Source organism: Luteibacter sp. dw_328 (genome assembly GCF_018449605.1).
Lineage (GTDB): Bacteria > Pseudomonadota > Gammaproteobacteria > Xanthomonadales > Rhodanobacteraceae > Luteibacter.
This window is the reverse complement of record NZ_JAAVUW010000005.1, coordinates 143814-157666: the sequence shown is the minus strand read 5'-3', so window position 1 is coordinate 157666 and position 13853 is coordinate 143814. Positions and strand designations below refer to the sequence as shown.

Sequence of the window (13853 nt, the reverse complement as noted above, 5' to 3'; positions counted from 1 at the left end):
TCAGGCGACCCAGGCGGCGAGCACGATCACGGCGACGACGGCAAGCCAGACGATGAGTACGCGGCGGATCACCCGTCGCGCATCTTCGAGTTCGGCGACCGGGTCGCTGACGTCCTGGACGTAGCCGTCGCCAGCCTCGACGTCGGCATCGACACCGGCGCGAGCGACCGCACCGAGGAAATCCGGGTCAAGACGCGAACGCGGGCTTCCCGACGTGTGGTGCCACTGTTTCCACGCACCGATCACGGCGTCGAAATCCGAGACCAGGGCCATGGCGAAGACCATGAGGTGGGCGGGAATCCAGTCCAGCGCATCGCCGACGCGCTGCGCAGCCGTGCGGCTGGCGCTGTCGAGCGCGAGCGAAGCGTCGCGGCTGAGGATCTGCGCCAACCGGTAGCCGAGGCCGCCGGCCGGGCCGAGGAGAAGAAACCAGAGCAGCACACCGAACCGGCGGCGAAGGGCGCCGTAGAACGCTGCCTCGACGAGCGCTGGAGCGAACCAGGTCAATGCTTCCTCGTCGTGACGCAGACCGGCCATCGCTTCGTCGCGGCGCAGCGTATCGGGCGCGCGCAGGATGGCATCGATGTCGGTTTCGATCTCACGCGGGCCCAGTGCGTAGACCAGCACGGCGATCGAGAAGACCAGCCACGCAAGGTCGAAGAAGGGAAGGGAGGCAAGCAGGCCGGCGAAGATCGCAGCGGCGACGACGGGCACGAGCAGGATGACAGCGACGCGGCCGGGGCCGGAGGTGTCGCCCAGGCGATTTACCCAGCCGCGAAACCAGCGGTCGTCACGCCACCGCGCAAGCTGCGGCACGCTCCAGACAATGACGAGGGCGATGAGAACGGCGAGGAGACGTAGAGCCATGGCGAGCGCGATCCGCTGGTCGATGCCCCGATTGTAGGGGATCAGCCCCGGGGCGGCGCACTCGCGATGAGTTCATCGAGGCTGATGCCGCGCAGGCCAAGCCAGTGCTCGATCAGTCGGTAGGACACGGAAAGCGGCGGCGGTACGCCGAGCGCGCCCGTGGCCATGCCGGTCACGATATCGTCCACGGAGAACCAGCGTGCGTCTTCGAGTTCGTCGTCGCGCAGGTGGATCTCGCGCGTCTTCGCGGTCGCGGTGAAGCCGACCATCAAGGACGCTGGCAGCGGCCAGGGCTGTGATGAGTGGTAGGTCGCATGCAGCACTTCGATGCCGGACTCTTCGCGCACTTCGCGTCGCACGGCGTCTTCCAGCGACTCGCCCGGTTCGATGAAGCCCGCCAGCGTGGAATAGCGTCCGGCGGGCCATCCGCGCTGGCGACCGAGCAGGCAGCGATCACCGTCTTCGACGATCACGATGATCGCGGCGTCGGTACGCGGGAAATGCATGTGAGCGCCATCGGGATTCGTGCATTGCACGCGATGGCCGGCAGCGACCACGAGGGTCGGCGCACCGCACTGGCTGCAGAACCGGGTTTGGCGCTGCCAATGGGTGATGCCCTTGGCGAAGGCGAACAGGCCCGCGTCGAACGCGGAGAACACGAGGCCCGCCTCGCGCAGCGACACGCGGCGCGAGCCGGTCAGCGTCGTGAAGATCTCGGCCTGCGCTTCGTCCACGACGAGCGCGAACCATGCGATGTCCGCGGAAAGTCCGAGAAACGTGGCGGGAATATCGCCGAAACGCTCGCTGCGCACGGCGGGTGCCATCCATCGCGGCGCATCGTCGTCGCGGCACGCGAAGGCCTGGCCATCGCTGTCGAGGACAAGGAAGCGGCTGCTCGCGTTGCGTTCGAGTTCCTCGACCCAGAGTCGATCGTCACGCCGCTCCGCCATGCGGTCGATGTCGATGCCCGCGAAGACGTTCTCGCGAGCGCGCACGGCCACGGCCCGGTCACGCTCCTGCTCGATCGTCACGCCGTGCAGCCGCTCATGCGCTGAATGACGAGCCGCAACCGCAGGTCGTCTTCGCATTCGGATTGCGGATGACGAACTGGGAGCCGCTGAAGGACTCCGCGTAATCGATCTCCGCGCCCGTGAGGTACTGCAGCGACAGGGGATCGACGACGAGCGTCACACCTTCGCGCGAGACCGCGAGGTCGTCTTCGGCCTGGTCTTCGTCGAAGGTGAAGCCGTATTGGAAGCCCGAGCAACCGCCGCCGCTGATGTACACGCGCAGCTTGAGGCCGGGATTGCCTTCTTCCTCGATCAGCTGGTGCACCTTGCGGGCAGCGGCCTCGGTGAAGATCAGAGGCGCACCAGCGGACCGGTAGTCCGGGGACGGCGCCATGGGGAAGGGGTTGTTCATGCCACCCATAATGGCGCCGTTCGGCGGCAGGTCAAGCCTCGGCGGGCACCGGGGCCGCCTCGATGGCGGCCTGGGCCAGCTGCCGGACCGTGGCCGGGGCGCGATGGATCATTTTGCCGTTGACCTGGGCGCCGGCGGTCATTTCCAGCACCTGGTATTGAACGTCGCCATCGATCCGGGCCAGCGGGGCCAGTTCCAGGCGCTCCGACACCTCGATATCGCCCGTCACGCCGCCGTTGATCACGGCGTGCGGTACCTCGATGCGACCGATAACCCGTCCCGTCTCACTGATGGTGAGTACGCCGTCGCCACCAGGATCCGCGTGCACCGACCCTTCCACCACGCCGTCCAGGTGCAGGGTGCCGCTGAATTGCACGTCGCCGCGAATGGTGACGCCGCGTGCGATCAGGCTGGTGGCGGGGGCACCGACCGAGGGAGCCTGGTTCTTCCGGTTACTGCTGAACATGGTTGACCTCATCGTTTCGGGTGGCATCTTCCCAGGGAATCGTACTGGTGACCGGCTCCTCGCCTTCGGCGCTGGCGACGATGCGCAGGCGTGTCGGCTTGAACCCGGCCGGCAGGGTGAAGCTCCCCTGGATCTGCTGGAAATACTTGAAGGAGAACGCAAGGCTCTGGGAGGACGTGGCCTGACCTAAGGTCGCGCCTTCGAGCGTCGCGACCTTGTTGCCCTGGATACCTTCCACGGCCAGGGTCAGGCTGCCTTTGAGCACGTCGCCACGCCGCGCGTTCTGGGTCAGGGTGATCACGAGGTTCCAGCCATTGGGCGAACCCTTCACCGGCTCGGTCCGGGCCCCCTGGACCTTCAGGCCATCGCGTTGGCCGTTTCCGCCGACAAGGCGCGAGTAAAACGCGAGGTCTGTGCGCAGCCCGCTGATTTCTTCGTCGCGCTCGGCCAGGTTTCGCTTCAGCTCTTTCGCGGCAATGCCGGCGACCTGGCCTGCGCGCTGCAGGTTCGCGACCTGCTGGCGCAGATCCTCGTTCTCGGCGCCCAGGGCGCGGGTACCGCTCCGGTTCGCCACCGCCGCGGGGGCGTGGCCACCCAGCATCCAGGCGAGCAACCCGACGACGACCAGGCTGGCCGCCCAGCCGCCAAGCAGCATGACGCGCTTGCGGCCCTCACGAACGGTGTCGGCGAGGGTGCGCACGACGAATCGCGGCGGATGCCTGGGGGCCATGGACGATTCCGTGGAGAAGGCGTGAAGGCCGGATGGTATAGCCCGCCCCTCCCTTCAGGGTCAACCGACCCGCTCACAAAAAAGCCGCCTCACGGCGGCTTTTCTAGGATCGATCAGGCGGCGCTCAGTCCGACAGCTTCCCGACCTTGCTCAGCATGTAGCGCTCGGGACCGATGTCCGAGATAAGGCTGAACTGCGTCTCGAGCCAGTCGATGTGCTCTTCTTCCTGACCAAGGATGAACTTGAACAGGTCGCGGCTGACGAAATCGTGGATGCCTTCGCTGTAGGCAATGGCTTCGCGCAGATCCTTGGTCGCGATCATCTCGAGGTCGAGGTCGCCCTGGAGGGCCTCAACCACGTTTTCGCCGATGCGCAGCTTGCCCAGGTGCTGAAGGTTCGGCAGGCCGTCGAGGAAGAGGATCCGCTCGATCAGTTTGTCCGCATGCTTCATCTCCTCGATCGACTCTTCGTACTCGTGCTTGGCGAGTTCGTTGTAGCCCCAGTCCTTGAACATCCTGTAATGCAGGAAGTACTGGTTGATCGCGGCGAGCTCGTTGTAGAGCACCTTGTTGAGGAATTCGATGACCTTTGCGTCGCCCTTCATGAGGGGTCTCCCTGAGTGTTCAGCCTCGACTATACGTCGCCGCGAAAGGGCGTGACGAAACGAGAATGAAGACGGTTCGCGTCCGCGAATACGCTACGAAAGCGCTCAGGCAGGAGTCGGCAGGAAGGTCAGAACCGACCGCGTCTGTTCGACGGCCTCGCGCAGGCACTGGCGGGCTTCCGGTTCGCAGGCTCCGCAGCAATCCGAGCAGCCGGTGCGGGCCTGAAGCTGGGCGAACGATTCCACGCCCTCGGCCGCGGCGCGGCGGATGGCGTGATCGGTGACGGCGTTGCACATACAGATGTACATGGGTGCGCATTCGAATACGAATGCGAACGATTGTCAACTACACAGTTGTGAAGACCGGCGGATGTCCGGACGTTATTCGCCGCCGCGGGCCAGTCGCAGCGCCTCGGCTTCCTGGGGGCAGGTGCCCACCGTGACCGAGCAGGTGACTTCCACGGTGGGCGCGAACTGGCGCAGGGCCCGTTCGTAAACCTGCCGCTTGAAGTTCACGACATGGTTGGCCGGGTACCAGAAATCCACCCATCGCCATAGGTCGAACTCGGGCTTGTCGCAGGCGTCGAGCTTCAGGGCGTCCTCGCTGCCAGTCAGCCGCAGCAGGAACCACACCTGCTTCTGGCCAATGCAGGTCGGCCGCTGGTGATGGCGGACAAAGCGGCTGGGCAGCCGGTATTTCAGCCAGCCGCGGGTTTCGGCCAGGACTTCGACATGGTGGGCATGCAGACCGGTTTCTTCTTCCAGCTCGCGGTACATCGCCTCCAACGGCGTTTCGTCGCTGCGCATGCCTCCCTGGGGGAACTGCCAGCCGTCACGATTCACCCGGCGCGCCCAGAACAGGCGGCCGTCCCCGTTGAGGAGAACGATCCCCACATTCGGTCGATAGCCATCAGCGTCGATCATCCGCCCTCCGCGAACGTGCCGCGCCAGCCGGCGGTGGCCGGATTCACGCGATACGGCCGATTCAACCACACCGCGAGAAGCGTGTACAAGGCGCCACTTGAACGGAAGGCCCGCGCCGATTAAACTGCCCGGCCTTCGTGAGCCCGTCTCGCGAACGACCAGGTTCCACGGCTAGGTAGCTCAGCTGGTCAGAGCGCGGCACTCATAATGCTGAGGTCGGCGGTTCGAGCCCGCCTCTAGCCACCAGAAGAAAAAGAAGGCCGCGCCCCCTGGGCGCGGCTTTTTTCTTGCCCGCCGTCACGGGTCATGCGGCCGGAAGGGTGTGGGCCTCGGTCACGTCCTCGACACGGGGCGGATTATCCAGGACCGCCCGAGCCAGTTCGATCACGTTATGCACCCGCAACTTGGCCATGAGGTTGGCCCGATGCAGTTCGACGGTCTTCGGACTGATATTGAGCTCGCCGGCGATAACCTTGTTGAGCTTGCCCTGCATGATGCCGTCGAGAACCTGGGACTCGCGGCGGGTGAGTCCGACGTCGGGTCGCAATGAGGCCACGGAGTTTGACGCTGGCTCGTCAATGGCCGGCTCGTCCTCGGGAAGGGGCATCAGGAACACAGCCTCGAAGGCGCCGGACTGTGCGTCGATGGCCTGCCGCGTCATGCGGAAGCGCCGGGCAGGAGCGTGCCGGTCACGAAAGATCACTTCGCCAGCGTCACCACTCGGTTCCAGGTGGCTGTCGATCCACGCCGGCCCGGCGCGCCCGCGGCCGATGCCGAACTCGCTGAGGAAGGCCCCGTTGACCATGACCACGCGCCCGCTGTCACGCTGCCAGACCGCGCAGGGCCAGGGCAGGGCGGCGAGCACTTCCTCGGCCAGCCCGCAAAGAAGCGTGCTGTCCGGCGAACCACGTCCAAGGCTCATGAAGCCTCCCGGTTGCTGTGGTTGGCGAAGCCCCCCGGCTCCGCGTTTGTCGTTACCTGGTCCATGGTTATCCCATGAAAGCGGCAGGATCACGCCCGTCATAAGCAAAACTGCGAACCCGGTCGTGAAGGGCTCATTGACGGAAATCGTTTACGTAACTGTCCGTTACAATAGGCGGTCACTCCTTCGATCCGGCTCCCATGCGCATCTTCAAGACATTCAACATCGAGGCGGCCCATCGTCTGCCGAATGTGCCCGAAGGGCACAAATGCTCGCGACTTCATGGGCATTCGTTCCGCGTAGAGCTGCACGTGGACGGTCCGATCGACCCGGTTTTCGGCTGGGTCATGGATTTCGGCGACCTGAAGGCACGCTTCCAGCCGCTTTACGATCGCCTCGACCATCACTACCTCAACGATATCGAAGGCCTCGATAACCCCACCAGTGAGAACCTCGCCCGCTGGATATTCGAGCGCCTTCGCGTCGATGTACCCGGGCTGGCCCGAGTCGTGGTCCATGAAACATGTACGTCGGGCGCCGAGTTTTCCGCCGACATGGCGTAAACGCGGGAACAGTACGAGAGGCAAAAGCTGCCTACGCAGGAATTCGCTGTTGCCGCGCTGCAGCAGACGGGTCTACACTCCGGCACCTCCCCGTTCCCCAACGGTCATATCGATGTCTCACGCAAGCGGTTATGCCGATTTCGCCCGTTTCGTCGAACAGGCTACTGCCGCGCAGGCGCTTGCCTGGCGTGGGATGGAGCGGGTCGCCGATCTTCATCTCCAGGCCCTGGAGGGTCACGCTCGCGCAGCTACCGGCCTGATGGCCGACGCGATGTCCGCGACCGATGCGAGCGCGATGCGCGCGTGGATGGCGCGCGGTGGGGATCTGCAGCGTGAAGGTGTACAGCGCGCCGCGTCCGCCGCCGGCGACATATTCGATGTAGCCGTGGAGACGGCCACGTCCCTCGGCGCACTGGCAGGTCAGCCCGCCCGGGCCTGACCTACCGCGGCTCCCTCGCCAACGACGCGACGGATGTCGCGCCGGCGGGTGGTTATGGCCTTTCTTCGCTTGTCCCGCTGTTTACGGCACTGGTATACTTTTCCAGATTAAACCGTGGCCCGTTGAACCATCTGGTGCCGCCTTCGAGCGAAACCACGGGAGCCTCGCGTTGCTCAACAGTCTTGCAGCCGGTCGTCATCTCGCCATGCGCGTCGTTTTCGCGCAGCTGGTGGTGGCCGTCATTGCCGGGCTCGCATTTCTCCTGCAGGGGCGTCCGGCCGGTCTGGCTGCCTTTGCCGGTGCCCTGATCGTCGCTATCGCCACCGCGCTGCTCGCTGCGCGGGCGTTCAGTGCGCTGGGAGGTGCGGGAGCAACGTTCGTTCGCTTTCTCGTGGGCATGATCCTTCGCTGGATCGTCCTCATCGGCGGACTGGCGCTCATTCTGGTTCAGTGGAAGCTGCCACCCTTGCCCGCGATAGCGGGACTGGTAGCGGCCTTCGCGGTCAATGTATTTGCATTCAGATTCAAGGGTTGAGGCATGGCGAGCGAACCGCAAGGCGGTCTGACCGAATACATCCAGCACCACCTGAAGCACATGACGGTGAATTTCAGCACCGACCATGGCGCTTTCTGGAACCTGCGCGTCGACTCCCTCGTGGTGTCGTTCGTGCTGGGCGCTGTCTTCTGCCTGTGGTTCTGGCTGTTCGCCCGCAAGGCGACCTCCGGCGTGCCGTCGAAGGGCCAGGCGCTGGTCGAGCTGGCGATCGAATTCGTCGACACCCAGGTGAAGGACACCTTCCACGGTGACCGTCGCACGGTCACGCCGCTGGCGCTGTCCATCTTCATGTGGGTGTTCTTCATGAACGCGATGGACCTGCTCCCGGTGGATCTCGCCGGCTGGCTGGTGCACACGTTCGCTGGCGCCGAAGTCGCAGAACACGCTCCTTTCCGTATGGTGCCGACCGCTGACATCAACACCACCGTGGGCCTCTCGCTCGCCGTGATCCTCATCGTGATCGGCCATGGCATCAAGGCCAAGGGCGGCTTCGGTTACGGCAAGGAAATGCTGACCGCGCCGTTCCATGCCGAAAGCCTGTGGGCCAAGGCCATCCTGCTGATTCCCAACCTGCTTCTCAACGTCGTCGAAACACTGTCGAAACCCGTGTCGCTTGCGATGCGACTGTTCGGCAACATGTACGGTGGCGAATTGGTGTTCATGCTGATCGCCGGCCTGATGGTGAGCTGGATCGGCTTCGTGCCTGGCGTCGTATTCAACACGGCGTGGGCGATCTTCCACATCCTGATCATCGCCCTCCAGGCGTTCATCTTCATGATGCTGACGATCGTCTACATCGCCACGGCGCGGGAACACCACTAACTCACCGCACCGACGTTAGACGTTCAATCCATTCTGTTTCGTTTCACACCAACCTTTAAAGATCCCAGGAGAACACCATGGAACTCGCCTCGCTCTTCGCCCACGTCCAGGGCATGACCGCTATCGCCATCGGCGTGATCATCGGCCTCGGCGCGCTCGGCGCCTGTCTCGGTATCGCCATCATGGGCTCGAAGTTCCTCGAGTCGGCCGCCCGTCAGCCTGAGCTGGTTCCGCTGCTCCAGGGTCGTATGTTCCTGCTCGCCGGCCTGATCGACGCGGCGTTCATCATCGGCCTGGCCATCGCCCTGCTGCTCGCTTTCTCGAACCCGCTGATCAACGTCCTGCGCACCGCTTCCGGCGGCTAAGCAAGCGTTTGTCTTCGTCGCCGTGGCCGCAAGGCCACGGCGACCGTCAGTACCCCAGCGTTCGGAGTCTTTGGAGAGATCATGGAAATTAACATGACCTTCCTGGGCCAGATGATCTCTTTTGCGATCCTGGTCTGGTTCACCACCAAGTTCATCTGGCCCCAGCTCAACGGTGCCATCGAAGAACGCCAGAAGAAGGTGGCCGAAGGGCTCGCCGCGGCCGAGCGTGCTCGTGCCGAGCTGAAGGATGCCGACGCCAAGGTCGCTGTCGAGATCAAGCAGGCTCGCCTCCAGGCGACCGAGATCATCGACAAGGCCCAGCAGCAGGCCAACCAGCTTCTCGAGAAGGCCCGCGCCGAAGCCACCGGTGAGATCAACCGTCTGAAGGCCCAGGCCCAGGACGAGATCGCCTCGATGGCCCAGCGTGCCCGTGAACAGCTTCGCGAACAGGTCGGCGCCCTCGCCGTGCGTGGCGCGGAGAAGATCGTGCAGCGTGAAATCGATCCGGCGGCCCACAGGGCGCTGCTCGACCAACTCGCCGCCGAGATCTGATCATGGCCCAGGCGCTCACCCTCGCTCGTCCCTACGCACGCGCCGCTTTCGAAGTGGCGCATGCGTCGGGTTCGCTCGCCGGCTGGTCCCATGCGCTGAGCTTCGCGGCCATCGTCGCGGAGGACCCGCGCGTTGCCGGCCTGACCAACGACCCGCGCGTGTTGCCGGCGCAACTGGTTGCACTGCACCTTCCGCAGGACATGGCCACCGATACGCCCTTCGCGAACTTTCTCGCCGAGCTGGCGGAAAACGGCCGTCTCGTGCTGTTGCCGGAAATCGCGGCGCTCTACGACGACTACAAGCGAGAGTCGGAGCAGACCCTGAAGGTCAAGGTCACGAGCGCACTGGATCTCGATACGGCGCAGGCGGACCTGCTGCGCGCCTCGCTGAAGCGTCGCTTCAGGCGCGAGATCGAACTGGATACGCACGTCGATCCGGCGCTGCTTGGTGGTGTCGTCATCGACACCGGCGAGCAGGTCATCGACGGTTCCGCGCGCGGCCGCCTGCAGCGGCTGGCCAGCGCGCTGACGCACTGATACGAATTAAGGGAAGGCAACCATGTCCAGCACCACACTGAATCCCTCCGAGATCAGCGAGCTGATCAAGACCCGCATCGAGCAGTTCAAGCTCGGCGCCGAGGCACGCAACGAAGGCACGATCATCAGCGTGTCCGACGGCATCGTGCGCATCCACGGCCTGGCCGACGTGATGCAGGGCGAAATGATCGAACTGCCGAACAACACGTTCGCCCTCGCGCTGAACCTCGAGCGCGACTCGGTCGGCGCCGTGGTGCTCGGTGAGTACCAGCACCTGCGCGAAGGCGATGCCGCCAAGACCACCGGCCGCATCCTCGAAGTGCCGGTCGGCCCGGGTCTGCTCGGCCGCGTTGTCGACGCGCTGGGCAACCCGATCGACGGCAAGGGTCCGATCGACGCCGTGGGCACGAGCCCGGTCGAAAAGGTCGCGCCGGGCGTCATCTGGCGCCAGTCGGTCGACCAGCCCATGCAGACGGGCTACAAGTCCATCGACTCGATGATCCCGATCGGCCGCGGCCAGCGCGAGCTGATCATCGGCGACCGCCAGACGGGCAAGACCGCCGTCGCGATCGACGCGATCATCAACCAGAAGCACTCCGGCATTAAGTGCATCTACGTGGCCATCGGCCAGAAGCGCAGCTCGATCGCCAACGTCGTGCGCAAGCTCGAAGAGAACGGCGCGCTGGCCAACACCATCGTGGTCGTCGCTTCCGCCTCCGAAGCCGCTGCCCTGCAGTACGTCGCGCCGTATTCCGGCTGCGCCATGGGTGAGTACTTCCGTGACATCGGCGAAGACGCGCTCATCGTGTACGACGACCTCTCCAAGCAGGCCGTCGCCTACCGCCAGATCTCCCTGCTGCTCAAGCGTCCGCCGGGCCGCGAAGCCTATCCGGGCGACGTCTTCTATCTCCACTCGCGTCTGCTCGAGCGCGCTTCGCGCGTCAGCGCTGAATACGTCGAGAAGATGACCGACGGCAAAGTGAAGGGCAAGACGGGTTCGCTCACCGCCCTGCCGATCATCGAGACCCAGGCCGGCGACGTTTCGGCGTTCGTTCCGACCAACGTGATCTCGATCACCGACGGCCAGATCTTCCTCGAGACCGATCTGTTCAACGCCGGTATCCGTCCGCCCGTGAATGCCGGTATCTCGGTGTCGCGCGTCGGTGGCGCCGCACAGACCAAGATCATCAAGAAGCTCTCCGGTGGCGTGAAGCTCGCCCTCGCGCAGTACCGCGAGCTGGCTGCCTTCGCGCAGTTCGCTTCGGACCTGGATGCCGCCACGCGCGCACAGCTGGACCGCGGCCAGCGCGTCACGGAACTGATGAAGCAGCCGCAGTACTCGCCGCTGTCGATCGCCGAGCTCGGTGTGTCCGTGTTCGCCGCCGAGAAGGGTTACCTCGACGACCTGCCGATCAACAAGGTGCTGCCGTTCGAGAAGGGCCTGCATGCCTTCTTCCGCCAGAACCACGCCGAGCTGATGACCAAGATCGACGAAACCGGTGACTGGGACAAGGACATCGAGGCGACCTTCAAGTCGGCCACGGACGAGTTCAAGAAGACCGGTAGCTGGTAATAGCGAGACACGCGCGGCGGGCGACATCGCCCGCCGCGTGGAACACCTGGCGTCACCCTTTACAGACGAGTAAGCCATGGCAAGCGGCCGCGAAATCAAAACCAAGATCAAGAGCACGCAGAACATGCGCAAGGTGACGCGTGCGCTCGAAATGGTCTCGGCGTCGAAGATCCGCAAGGCGCAGGACCTGATGAAGGCCTCGCGTCCCTATGCGCGCCTGATGCGCAAGGTGATCGCGCACGTCGCCCAGGCCAGCACGGACTTCGTGCACCCGTTCCTCACCGAGCGCGAGAACGTCGCGCGCGTCGGCTTCATCGTGGTGTCGACGGACCGCGGCCTCGCCGGCGGCCTCAACTCCAACCTGTTCCGTCGCACGCTCACCTCCATTCGTGAGTGGCAGGGCAAGGGCGCCGAGATCGACGTGGTTGCCGTCGGCCAGAAGGCCGTCAGTTTCTTCCGCCGCATCAAGGGCGTGAACCTGATCGGCACGGCGACGCACCTGGGTGAGAAGCCGAAGCTCGAAGACCTCATCGGCGTGATCAAGGTCGTCCTCGACGCGTACTCCGATAACAAGCTCGACCGCGTGTTCCTGGTCTACAACGACTTCGTGAACACCATCGTGCAGAAGCCGACCATCGAGGCGCTGTTGCCGGTGTCGCTGGTGGCGCAGGAACTCGAGAACGCCGAAGGCAAGGCATCCGAAGGCGTGAAGGTCGAACAGACCCACGACTGGGATTACATCTACGAACCCGACGCGCGCACGGTGCTCGAGCACCTGATGACGCGCTACATCGAGTCCGTGGTGTACCAGGCCGCGCTGGAGAACCTCGCCAGCGAGCACGCTGCACGCATGGTCGCCATGAAGGCCGCCTCGGACAACGCCAACAAGGTCATCGGCGAACTGACGCTGGTCTACAACAAGGCACGTCAGGCGGCGATTACCCAGGAAATCTCGGAAATCGTCGGCGGCGCCGCCGCGGTCTGACCGAAACCCCAAAGCGATGGCGACGCAGCATGCGGCGCCGAAACAGAACCTTACGAAGATTCATCCGGAGCATTCCATGAGCCAGGGCAAAGTTGTTCAGATCATCGGCGCGGTCGTCGACGTCGAATTCGCGCGCGACCAGGTGCCGGAGATTTACGACGCACTGAAGGTCGACGGCACCGAGATCACCCTCGAAGTGCAGCAGCAGCTCGGTGACGGTATCGTGCGCACCATCGCGCTCGGTTCCACCGACGGCCTGCGCCGCAACCTGATCGCCCGCAACACCGGCGAAGGCATCAAGGTGCCGGTCGGCAAGGCCACCCTCGGCCGCATCATGGACGTGCTCGGTCGCCCGATCGACGAAGCCGGTCCGATTGGCGAAACCGAACAGTGGGTCATCCACCGCGAGGCCCCGGCTTACGACGAGCAGGCTGCTGGCAACGAACTGCTGGAAACCGGCATCAAGGTCATCGACCTGATGTGCCCGTTCGCCAAGGGCGGCAAGGTCGGCCTGTTCGGCGGCGCCGGCGTCGGCAAGACGGTCAACATGATGGAGCTCATCAACAACATCGCCAAGGCGCACGCGGGTCTGTCCGTGTTTGCCGGCGTGGGTGAGCGCACGCGTGAAGGTAACGACTTCTATCACGAGATGAAGGACTCCAACGTCCTCGATAAGGTCGCGATGGTCTACGGCCAGATGAACGAGCCGCCGGGTAACCGCCTGCGCGTCGCGCTGACCGGCCTGACCATGGCCGAGTACTTCCGCGACGAGAAGGATGAGACCGGCAAGGGCAAGGACGTCCTGCTCTTCGTCGACAACATCTACCGCTACACGCTGGCCGGTACCGAAGTGTCGGCACTGCTCGGCCGTATGCCGTCGGCCGTGGGTTACCAGCCGACGCTGGCCGAGGAAATGGGCGTTCTTCAGGAGCGCATCACCTCGACCAAGACCGGCTCGATCACCTCGATCCAGGCCGTCTACGTGCCCGCGGATGACCTTACCGATCCGTCCCCGGCGACCACGTTCGCGCATCTCGATGCAACGGTCACGCTGAGCCGCGATATCGCCTCGCTGGGTATCTACCCGGCCGTCGATCCGCTGGCATCCAGCAGCCGCCAGCTCGACGCCGCGGTCATCGGCCAGGAGCACTACGACATCGCCCGTCGCGTACAGGGCACCCTGCAGCGCTACAAGGAACTGAAGGACATCATCGCCATCCTCGGCATGGACGAGCTGTCCCCGGAAGACAAGGCTTCGGTGTCGCGCGCCCGCAAGATCGAGCGTTTCTTCTCGCAGCCGTTCCACGTGGCCGAAGTCTTCACCGGCTCGCCGGGCAAGTACGTCGCCCTGAAGGACACGATCCGCGGCTTCAAGATGATCCTCGACGGCGAGCTCGACTATCTGCCCGAGCAGGCCTTCTACATGGTCGGCGGCATCGACGAAGCCATCAAGAAGGGCGAGGAAATGGGTGCGAAGAAGGCTGCGTAAGCGCCTTCTTTCCCCACTCCTTACCTAGGAAGACAAAC

At 64.4% G+C, this 13853-nt stretch carries 19 protein-coding genes and 1 tRNA gene; 11 read left to right on the top strand and 9 right to left on the bottom strand.

Annotation, left to right across the window (positions count from 1 at the left end):
• The 8 genes from HB634_RS13470 to HB634_RS13435 form a co-directional block, all read right to left on the bottom strand.
• The gene (locus HB634_RS13470) at positions 1-867 is read right to left on the bottom strand and encodes a beta-lactamase induction protein (protein WP_213948917.1); all 867 of its coding nucleotides are present in this window, start codon (positions 865-867) and stop codon (positions 1-3) included.
• A gap of 41 nt (positions 868-908) precedes the next feature.
• Positions 909-1898: an NAD(+) diphosphatase gene (gene nudC, locus HB634_RS13465; RefSeq protein WP_345777499.1), complete on the bottom strand. Its 990-nt coding sequence runs from the start codon at positions 1896-1898 to the stop codon at positions 909-911.
• Between the two features lie 13 nt (positions 1899-1911).
• Positions 1912-2289, bottom strand: coding sequence for an iron-sulfur cluster insertion protein ErpA (gene erpA, locus HB634_RS13460; RefSeq protein ID WP_078023462.1), 378 nt, complete (start codon positions 2287-2289; stop codon positions 1912-1914).
• A 31-nt stretch (positions 2290-2320) separates the two neighbouring features.
• On the bottom strand, positions 2321-2755 hold the full coding sequence (locus HB634_RS13455) for a polymer-forming cytoskeletal protein (protein WP_213948915.1): 435 nt from the start codon (positions 2753-2755) through the stop codon (positions 2321-2323).
• Positions 2742-3485, bottom strand: a complete 744-nt coding sequence (locus HB634_RS13450; protein WP_213948914.1) for a DUF6776 family protein — start codon at positions 3483-3485, stop codon at positions 2742-2744. The genes HB634_RS13455 and HB634_RS13450 overlap by 14 nt, the downstream gene beginning before the upstream one ends.
• Before the next feature lie 124 nt (positions 3486-3609).
• A complete protein-coding gene (bfr, locus tag HB634_RS13445; RefSeq protein WP_046966945.1) occupies positions 3610-4089 on the bottom strand; it encodes a bacterioferritin in 480 nt (159 codons plus the stop codon).
• 105 nt (positions 4090-4194) lie between these two features.
• Positions 4195-4398 (bottom strand): (2Fe-2S)-binding protein, encoded by a 204-nt coding sequence (locus HB634_RS13440; protein WP_063571184.1) that lies wholly within the window; start codon positions 4396-4398, stop codon positions 4195-4197.
• Positions 4399-4470: 72 nt separating this feature from the next.
• Positions 4471-5013 (bottom strand): RNA pyrophosphohydrolase, encoded by a 543-nt coding sequence (locus HB634_RS13435; protein WP_107910717.1) that lies wholly within the window; start codon positions 5011-5013, stop codon positions 4471-4473.
• A gap of 169 nt (positions 5014-5182) precedes the next feature.
• Here HB634_RS13435 and HB634_RS13430 point away from each other — a divergent pair.
• Positions 5183-5259, top strand: a tRNA-Met gene (locus tag HB634_RS13430).
• A gap of 58 nt (positions 5260-5317) precedes the next feature.
• Here the strand turns inward: HB634_RS13430 and HB634_RS23025 are convergent.
• The gene (locus HB634_RS23025; protein ID WP_063571182.1) at positions 5318-5935 is read right to left on the bottom strand and encodes a LuxR family transcriptional regulator; all 618 of its coding nucleotides are present in this window, start codon (positions 5933-5935) and stop codon (positions 5318-5320) included.
• A gap of 200 nt (positions 5936-6135) precedes the next feature.
• On the opposite strand from HB634_RS23025, the gene queD reads away from it, so the two are divergent.
• The 10 genes from queD to atpD all read left to right on the top strand — a co-directional run bounded on the left by queD (position 6136) and on the right by atpD (position 13815).
• Positions 6136-6498 (top strand): 6-carboxytetrahydropterin synthase QueD, encoded by a 363-nt coding sequence (queD, locus tag HB634_RS13420; RefSeq protein ID WP_213948913.1) that lies wholly within the window; start codon positions 6136-6138, stop codon positions 6496-6498.
• Between the two features lie 112 nt (positions 6499-6610).
• A complete protein-coding gene (locus HB634_RS13415) occupies positions 6611-6937 on the top strand; it encodes a phasin family protein (protein WP_063571180.1) in 327 nt (108 codons plus the stop codon).
• Positions 6938-7106: 169 nt separating this feature from the next.
• Positions 7107-7472 (top strand): ATP synthase subunit I, encoded by a 366-nt coding sequence (locus HB634_RS13410; protein WP_231873870.1) that lies wholly within the window; start codon positions 7107-7109, stop codon positions 7470-7472.
• A gap of 3 nt (positions 7473-7475) precedes the next feature.
• Entirely contained in the window at positions 7476-8315 is an 840-nt protein-coding gene (gene atpB, locus HB634_RS13405) for a F0F1 ATP synthase subunit A (RefSeq protein ID WP_213948912.1), read from the top strand.
• Between the two features lie 77 nt (positions 8316-8392).
• Positions 8393-8680, top strand: coding sequence for a F0F1 ATP synthase subunit C (gene atpE, locus HB634_RS13400; protein ID WP_063571178.1), 288 nt, complete (start codon positions 8393-8395; stop codon positions 8678-8680).
• A gap of 81 nt (positions 8681-8761) precedes the next feature.
• Positions 8762-9232 carry a F0F1 ATP synthase subunit B gene (locus HB634_RS13395; protein ID WP_107910707.1) on the top strand — a complete coding sequence of 157 codons (471 nt, stop codon included), beginning with the start codon at positions 8762-8764 and terminating at the stop codon, positions 9230-9232.
• 2 nt (positions 9233-9234) lie between these two features.
• Positions 9235-9768 carry a F0F1 ATP synthase subunit delta gene (locus HB634_RS13390; protein WP_213948911.1) on the top strand — a complete coding sequence of 178 codons (534 nt, stop codon included), beginning with the start codon at positions 9235-9237 and terminating at the stop codon, positions 9766-9768.
• Positions 9769-9790: 22 nt separating this feature from the next.
• On the top strand, positions 9791-11341 hold the full coding sequence (atpA, locus tag HB634_RS13385; RefSeq protein ID WP_063571175.1) for a F0F1 ATP synthase subunit alpha: 1551 nt from the start codon (positions 9791-9793) through the stop codon (positions 11339-11341).
• A 76-nt stretch (positions 11342-11417) separates the two neighbouring features.
• Positions 11418-12326, top strand: a complete 909-nt coding sequence (gene atpG, locus HB634_RS13380) for a F0F1 ATP synthase subunit gamma (RefSeq protein ID WP_046966955.1) — start codon at positions 11418-11420, stop codon at positions 12324-12326.
• 76 nt (positions 12327-12402) lie between these two features.
• Positions 12403-13815, top strand: a complete 1413-nt coding sequence (gene atpD, locus HB634_RS13375; protein WP_063571185.1) for a F0F1 ATP synthase subunit beta — start codon at positions 12403-12405, stop codon at positions 13813-13815.
• Positions 13816-13853 lie beyond the last annotated feature (38 nt).

Excerpts from the sequence above, each read along its gene's own strand:
- HB634_RS13390 (WP_213948911.1), top strand. The coding sequence starts at position 9,235 with ATGGCCCAGGCGCTCACCCTCGCTCGTCCCTACGCACGCGCCGCTTTC.
- bfr (WP_046966945.1), bottom strand. The coding sequence starts at position 4,089 with ATGAAGGGCGACGCAAAGGTCATCGAATTCCTCAACAAGGTGCTCTAC.
- HB634_RS13470 (WP_213948917.1), bottom strand. The coding sequence starts at position 867 with ATGGCTCTACGTCTCCTCGCCGTTCTCATCGCCCTCGTCATTGTCTGG.
- HB634_RS13450 (WP_213948914.1), bottom strand. The coding sequence starts at position 3,485 with ATGGCCCCCAGGCATCCGCCGCGATTCGTCGTGCGCACCCTCGCCGAC.
- HB634_RS23025 (WP_063571182.1), bottom strand. The coding sequence starts at position 5,935 with ATGAGCCTTGGACGTGGTTCGCCGGACAGCACGCTTCTTTGCGGGCTG.
- atpA (WP_063571175.1), top strand. The coding sequence starts at position 9,791 with ATGTCCAGCACCACACTGAATCCCTCCGAGATCAGCGAGCTGATCAAG.
- HB634_RS13435 (WP_107910717.1), bottom strand. The coding sequence starts at position 5,013 with ATGATCGACGCTGATGGCTATCGACCGAATGTGGGGATCGTTCTCCTC.
- HB634_RS13455 (WP_213948915.1), bottom strand. The coding sequence starts at position 2,755 with ATGTTCAGCAGTAACCGGAAGAACCAGGCTCCCTCGGTCGGTGCCCCC.
- atpG (WP_046966955.1), top strand. The coding sequence starts at position 11,418 with ATGGCAAGCGGCCGCGAAATCAAAACCAAGATCAAGAGCACGCAGAAC.
- erpA (WP_078023462.1), bottom strand. The coding sequence starts at position 2,289 with ATGAACAACCCCTTCCCCATGGCGCCGTCCCCGGACTACCGGTCCGCT.
- queD (WP_213948913.1), top strand. The coding sequence starts at position 6,136 with ATGCGCATCTTCAAGACATTCAACATCGAGGCGGCCCATCGTCTGCCG.
- atpD (WP_063571185.1), top strand. The coding sequence starts at position 12,403 with ATGAGCCAGGGCAAAGTTGTTCAGATCATCGGCGCGGTCGTCGACGTC.
- HB634_RS13395 (WP_107910707.1), top strand. The coding sequence starts at position 8,762 with ATGGAAATTAACATGACCTTCCTGGGCCAGATGATCTCTTTTGCGATC.
- HB634_RS13415 (WP_063571180.1), top strand. The coding sequence starts at position 6,611 with ATGTCTCACGCAAGCGGTTATGCCGATTTCGCCCGTTTCGTCGAACAG.
- HB634_RS13440 (WP_063571184.1), bottom strand. The coding sequence starts at position 4,398 with ATGTACATCTGTATGTGCAACGCCGTCACCGATCACGCCATCCGCCGC.
- atpE (WP_063571178.1), top strand. The coding sequence starts at position 8,393 with ATGGAACTCGCCTCGCTCTTCGCCCACGTCCAGGGCATGACCGCTATC.
- atpB (WP_213948912.1), top strand. The coding sequence starts at position 7,476 with ATGGCGAGCGAACCGCAAGGCGGTCTGACCGAATACATCCAGCACCAC.